This is a genomic window from Saccharopolyspora rectivirgula DSM 43747 (assembly GCF_000497205.1).
Lineage (GTDB): Bacteria > Actinomycetota > Actinomycetes > Mycobacteriales > Pseudonocardiaceae > Saccharopolyspora > Saccharopolyspora rectivirgula.
This window is the reverse complement of record NZ_AYJW01000106.1, coordinates 1-5,817: the sequence shown is the minus strand read 5'-3', so window position 1 is coordinate 5,817 and position 5,817 is coordinate 1. Positions and strand designations below refer to the sequence as shown.

Sequence of the window (5,817 nt, the reverse complement as noted above, 5' to 3'; positions counted from 1 at the left end):
CCGCGGCAGGTGCCCCGACCGGTTGCAGGCACTGGCCGGTTAAAGTTGCGGTGGTCTGTTGCGGTGTGGCCGCCAGCGGCGAAGCTTACCGAGAGCTGCTCAGTTGATCACGAAGTCGACCAAACCGGCCAGTGCCTGCAACCGGTCGGGGCACCTGCCGCGGCGCCGGAACGGGGAACGGGGCGTCGCGCGGCGCGGTGGCCGGGGGTCGATCCCCACCTCGCCACCCAGTGCACTTTTCGTCTGTTTTTTCCGTTTCTCCGCTCGATCTTCGACACCGGGTAAATGCCCCAATGCGGACCGTGTCCCATCTGTCTTACATCCTGGTCACTCTCCAGTCACATGCTGGACATCCACGGCATGCAGGCAGATCCTCGTGTCTGCTGTGCCATGTCAGGCCGCACAGCACATCGCAGGAATGGAGACTCGAGCGGTGGCTAGTACAACGGCTCCGAGTGGCGACGCGACTCGGAAACGGAAGATGAGTCCCAAGGAGATCGCCATCTGGACGCTGGTGGCGATCGGCGGGGCGATCGCGTGGGGCGTTCTCGCGCTCAGCCGGGGCGAGGAGATCTCGGCTGCGTGGCTGGTGTTCGCCGCCGTGGCGTCGTACGCGATCGGTTACCGGTTCTACGCGCGCTTCATCACCTACCGGGTGCTCAAAGCCGACGACACCCGCGCGACTCCAGCAGAGCGGCTGAACAACGCCACCGACTTCCAGCCGACCGACCGACGAGTGCTGTTCGGACACCACTTCGCGGCGATCGCCGGTGCCGGCCCGCTCGTCGGCCCCGTGCTGGCGGCGCAGATGGGGTATCTGCCGGGCACGATCTGGATCATCGTCGGCGTCATCTTCGCCGGCGCCGTACAGGACATGGTCGTCCTGTTCTTCTCCACCCGCCGCAACGGCCGCAGCCTCGGCCAGATGGCCCGGGACGAGATCGGGCCGGTGGGCGGCGTGGCAGCGCTCCTGGCAGTGCTGTCGATCATGATCATCCTGTTGGCGGTGCTGGCGCTGGTGGTCGTGGAGGCCCTCAAGGGGTCGCCGTGGGGCACCTTCTCCATCGGCATGACCATCCCGATCGCCTTGTTCATGGGCTTCTACCTGCGCTACCTGCGCCCCGGCAAGGTGGTCGAAACCTCGGTCATCGGGATCGTCCTGCTGGTGCTGAGCATCGCCGGTGGCGGTTGGATCGCCGAGTCCTCGCTGGCGCCCTACTTCACGCTGTCGGCGAACGAGCTCACCCTGGCGCTGGTCATCTACGGCTTCGTCGCCTCGGTGCTTCCGGTGTGGATGCTGCTGGCGCCGCGCGACTACTTGAGCACCTTCATGAAGGTCGGCGTCGTGGTGATGCTGGCGGTGTCCATCCTCATCGCGCTGCCGGTGATGAAGACCGAGGCGATCACCGAGTTCGCGCTCAACGGGCAGGGCCCGGTCTTCTCCGGATCGCTGTTCCCGTTCGTGTTCATCACGATCGCTTGCGGTGCGCTGTCCGGCTTCCACGCCCTGGTGTCCTCGGGCACCACCCCGAAGATGCTGCAGAAGGAGTCGCAGGTCCGGGTCATCGGCTACGGCGGCATGCTCACCGAGTCGTTCGTGGCGATCATGGCGCTCGCGGCGGCCTGCGTCATCGACCCCGGCCTGTACTTCGCGATGAACATGCCGGGGAACATGCTCGGCGACACGTTGGAGTCGGCTTCGCAGGCGGTGGCCTCGATCGGTTTCCAGATCACCCCGGAGGAGCTGGCCGCGGCCGCCGCGGCGGTGGAGGAATCCACACTGGTCGGCCGCAGCGGTGGCGCGCCCACGCTGGCCGTCGGCCTGTCCGAAGTGTTCTCGCAGGTGGTCGGCGGGGACTCGATGCGGGCCTTCTGGTACCACTTCGCGGTCATGTTCGAGGCCCTGTTCATCCTGACCACGGTTGACGCCGGTACCCGGGTCGGCCGGTTCATGCTGCAGGACACCGTGGGCAACGTGTGGAAGAAGTTCGGCGACGTCAGCTGGAAGCCGGGCATCTGGCTCTCCAGCGCCTTGATCGTCGGCGCCTGGGGCTACTTCCTGTGGGCCGGGGTCAACGACCCGCTGGGCGGCATCAACCAGTTGTTCCCGCTGTTCGGCATCGCCAACCAGCTGCTGGCCGCGGTGGCGCTGACGGTGGCCACGACGATCCTGATCAAGTCCGGTCGGGTCAAGTACGCGTGGGTGACCCTCGTTCCGCTGGCGTGGGACGTGGCGGTGACGCTCACCGCCAGCTGGCAGAAGGTCTTCTCCAGCGACCCGAAGATCGGGTTCTTCGCCCAGCGCGCCGCCTACCAGGAGGCGCTGGAGCAAGGCCAGACCAGCATGGGTTCCGCGCACACCGTGGAGGAGATGCAGAAGGTGGTGTTCAACTCCACGGTCGACGGTGTGCTGAGCATCCTGTTCGCGCTGCTGATCGTGACCGTGCTGGTGGACGCGATCCGCGTGTGGATCAAGGCGTTGCGGGCCGAGGAGCCGCTGCCCACCACCGAGGCTCCTTACGAGGAGTCCAAGCTGTGGGCTCCGTCCGGTTTGATCCCGACCGCCGAGGAGCGGCGGATCCAGCGCGAACTGGCCGAGTCGCAAAAAGTGGGGGCTGGTTCGTGAGCAGTGCTGCGGTGTTGCCCAGGATCCGCGCCGCGCTGCGGGAGGCCTGGCAGGTAGTGCGCGGGGTGGTGGGCGAGAACGCCTACGAGAAGTACTTGGAGCACCACCGCCTCCACCACCCCGACGCGCAGCCGCTGTCGGAGCGGGAGTTCTGGCGGCAGCACATCGATCGGGGCGACCGCAATCCTGGAGCGCGGTGCTGTTGACAGCTGTCCCCATCGGATGAGGCGGGGCGCTCGGCGACTGCCGGGCGCCCCGTTCGCCGTTCGACGCGATCTTCCGCGACGATCCCCCGTGGCCGGAGCGGCGGTCCCCGGCTGCTCCAGTGGTTCGACAACCGATCGCGCTCTCGTCGACGTCCCCGTGCGACGGCGGCGCGAACCGCGCCGCGGGCTCGACGAGCGTCCGCAGCGGAGCGAGGCGCGGTCCGAACCATTCGGTGCCACCAGTGCCGGGCGCGTCGATGAGCGCGCTGGCGGAATGTCGATCGCGGTCCGGTCGTTGAACTTCCCAGGAGCCGATGAGCCGAGCGGCTCGTGCCGAGCAACGCAGCTCTCCGCCTTCCGCAGCTTCCGCCCTCGCTGCAGCGCGACCACGGGAGTCCCTCCGACCAGGCACCGATGACCACGCGCCCGGGCCGGAGCTCGCGAAGGAACTGACACCACCTGGCTCACGTCGAACCCGGTGTGCGCAGCGTTGCGGACTGTTCACCACGGTCGACGAACGCTCGTGGCGATTTCTCGCCAGAACTGGACCGCTACGCAACGCCTCTCGGCATGTGATGATGTTGGCAACCACAACCGGATTCGGGGGCTGGAATGACCGATTACGAGGACTTCCTCCGCGGAGTTGACGTCACCCGGCCGAACGCGGCGCGGATGTACGACTACTACCTGGGCGGCTCGGCGAACTTCGAAGTCGACCGCAAGGCCGCCGAGGAAGGCAAGGCCGCTCTGCCCGACGCCACCATCTACGCCCGCGCGAACCGGGCGTTCCTCGTTCGGGCGGTGCGCTACCTGTGCAACGCCGGGATCGACCAGTTCCTGGACCTCGGCTCCGGCATTCCGACCAAGGGCAACGTGCACGAGATCGCGCACCAGCTCAACCCGGCCGCCCGAGTGGCCTACGTCGACATCGAACCGGTGGCCGTGTCGCACGCCCGCCGGATGCTGGAGGGGAAGCAGAACGTCACCATCACCCAGGCCGACATCCGCCGCCCGCAGGACGTGCTGTCCGCGCCCGGCGTGGCCGGTCTGCTGGACTTCGACCGCCCGGTGGCCGTGCTGGCGGTGGCGATCCTGCCCTTCGTCGTCGACGACGAGGAGGCCATCAACCTGGTGGCCGAGTACCGGAACAAGTGCGTGTCCGGGAGCTACTTGGTGCTCTCGCACATCTCCCAGCTGGCTGCCACCGCCGAACAGGTGACGGCAGCGGAGGAAGTGATGTCCCGGACGACGACCCCGGTCCGGTGGCGGTCGGCCGACCGGATAACCCCGATGCTGGCCGGCTACCGGGTGGTTCCCCCGGGGCTGGTGCCGGTGACGCAGTGGCGACCGGACACGCAGGTGCCGCCGGACTTGGTCAGCCGGTCCAACGCGTTCGGCGCGGTGGCCGTGCTGCCGTGATCAGCACCCCGGAGACGGCGAAGGAACCACCCGCGGTGAAGAACTGCCCCACTTCATTGCTGCTACGGTGTGAAAAAGCGCTGTTTGAACTGGCTCGCTGTTCGCGCTGAAGTTACCTAGCGGTCTCCCCCTCCCCCTTGTACCGTTGACGGTGCGTCCGCAATGTGGCGTCATCGCTTGCATCTCCGGTGACCGCGGTCAGCTGTCACCGGCTGCCGATCAGGAGTAGGTGTTGCACTTTTCCGCATCGCAACACTCCCGGGCGCTCGACATCTCGTGCGCAGAGCGGTCGAGCGCCATTCCGCTGATGGCCAGCGACATTTCCGTGGCCGAGGGCACGCCGCTGCCCGGTGAACGCGTTCCACGAAGTCACGGCGCGCAGTCCTGCAAAGACTGGGCAGTTCATCGGAGCATGGGTCCCAGTACCGCGAACGCCTGACGAAGGCCGGAGTGATAGTGATCGATCGAAACGGCAGCCAAGAGATCAGAACGCCACCTGAAGTTTCCGAACTCACCAATTCGCAGGTGGCCAAGGTACTGGCGGCCGAAGACATGCGCGAATACGCGATCTTCTCCCTCGATGCGACCGGCAGGGTGACCAGCTGGAACAATGGAGCGGCCCGCATCAAGGGCTATTCGACCGAAGAGATCGTCGGGCGGCACTTCTCCGTCTTCTACCCTCCGGAAGTGGTCGAAGCCGGCTATCCGGAGTGGGAACTCGGCCAAGCTGCCGAGAACGGATTCTTCATCGACGAAGGGTGGCGGACCCGCAAGGACGGCTCTCGGTTCTGGGCCCACGTCGTCCTCGTCGCCCAACGGGCCACCGACGGTGCACTGGCCGGCTTCGTCAAGGTCACCCGGGACCAGAACGAAGCCGTGATCCGCAAGGAGCGCCTGGAACGCCGCTTCACCGACCTGTTCGAACTCACCCCGGTCGGGGTGGCGATGCTCGACGAGCTGGGCACGGTCCTGGACGCCAACGGCTCGCTGTGCGACCTGCTCCACTGCCGGTTGCACCAGCTGCGCGGACGGCCCGTCAGCGAACTGCTGCACGTCAGCGACCCCGGCGGACCTTTCGTGCCCATTCCGGACAGCGCCGAAGCCCTCCCGGACTCCACCGGTCAACTGCACCGGGTGCTGGCCAGGGTGGACGACGGGCAACCGATCATCGTGCAGGTCAACCGGACCACCACGGTGCAGGAAGAGGGCAAGCGCTTCTGGCTGGTGGCCGTCCAGGACGTCACGCAGCGCGTGCGGGAAGCGGAATACCTGCAGTACCAGGCCACCCACGACGAAGAGGCTCTGCAGCGGCGGTGGCACCCGGCTCGCATCACCGTCCACAGTGGTGTATATGCCGGCCGATTCGAAGATCTCCCGCGCGTTGGCCAATTCGTCGGTCAGCATATACACCACTGTGGACGGTGATGCGAGCCGGGTGCCACCGCCGCTGCAGAGCCTCTTCGGTTCGCTGCTGCGGGCCTGGACCACGTGTCCGATGAACAGGTCGTACACCAGTGCGCCCACGACCGCGCCGATGAGCGGGCCGGCTATTGGGATCCAGAAGTA

General features: G+C 66.8%; 4 protein-coding genes and 1 pseudogene. 4 read left to right on the top strand and 1 reads right to left on the bottom strand.

The genetic code is table 11. The features are described from left to right. The first annotated feature begins 481 nt into the window (after nt 1-481). From SREC43747_RS0118640 to SREC43747_RS0118625, 4 genes are all read left to right on the top strand, one after another. Nucleotides 482-2,626, top strand: a complete 2,145-nt coding sequence (locus SREC43747_RS0118640) for a carbon starvation CstA family protein (RefSeq protein ID WP_051388153.1) — start codon at nt 482-484, stop codon at nt 2,624-2,626. Then, complete coding sequence (locus SREC43747_RS0118635; RefSeq protein ID WP_051388152.1) at nt 2,623-2,832, top strand: YbdD/YjiX family protein; 210 nt, start codon at nt 2,623-2,625, stop codon at nt 2,830-2,832. Before SREC43747_RS0118640 ends, SREC43747_RS0118635 begins: the two co-directional genes overlap by 4 nt. Nucleotides 2,833-3,444: 612 nt before the next feature. Beyond that, nucleotides 3,445-4,251 carry an SAM-dependent methyltransferase gene (locus tag SREC43747_RS0118630; RefSeq protein ID WP_029722906.1) on the top strand — a complete coding sequence of 269 codons (807 nt, stop codon included), beginning with the start codon at nt 3,445-3,447 and terminating at the stop codon, nt 4,249-4,251. 525 nt (nt 4,252-4,776) lie between these two features. Beyond that, nucleotides 4,777-5,676 carry a PAS domain-containing protein gene (locus SREC43747_RS0118625; RefSeq protein ID WP_152528474.1) on the top strand — a complete coding sequence of 300 codons (900 nt, stop codon included), beginning with the start codon at nt 4,777-4,779 and terminating at the stop codon, nt 5,674-5,676. 42 nt (nt 5,677-5,718) lie between these two features. On the opposite strand, the pseudogene SREC43747_RS22090 reads toward SREC43747_RS0118625, so the two are convergent. Then, nucleotides 5,719-5,817: pseudogene (locus SREC43747_RS22090) on the bottom strand (aquaporin); the annotation flags it as partial.

Excerpts from the sequence above, each read along its gene's own strand:
- SREC43747_RS0118640 (WP_051388153.1), top strand. The coding sequence starts at position 482 with ATGAGTCCCAAGGAGATCGCCATCTGGACGCTGGTGGCGATCGGCGGG.
- SREC43747_RS0118630 (WP_029722906.1), top strand. The coding sequence starts at position 3,445 with ATGACCGATTACGAGGACTTCCTCCGCGGAGTTGACGTCACCCGGCCG.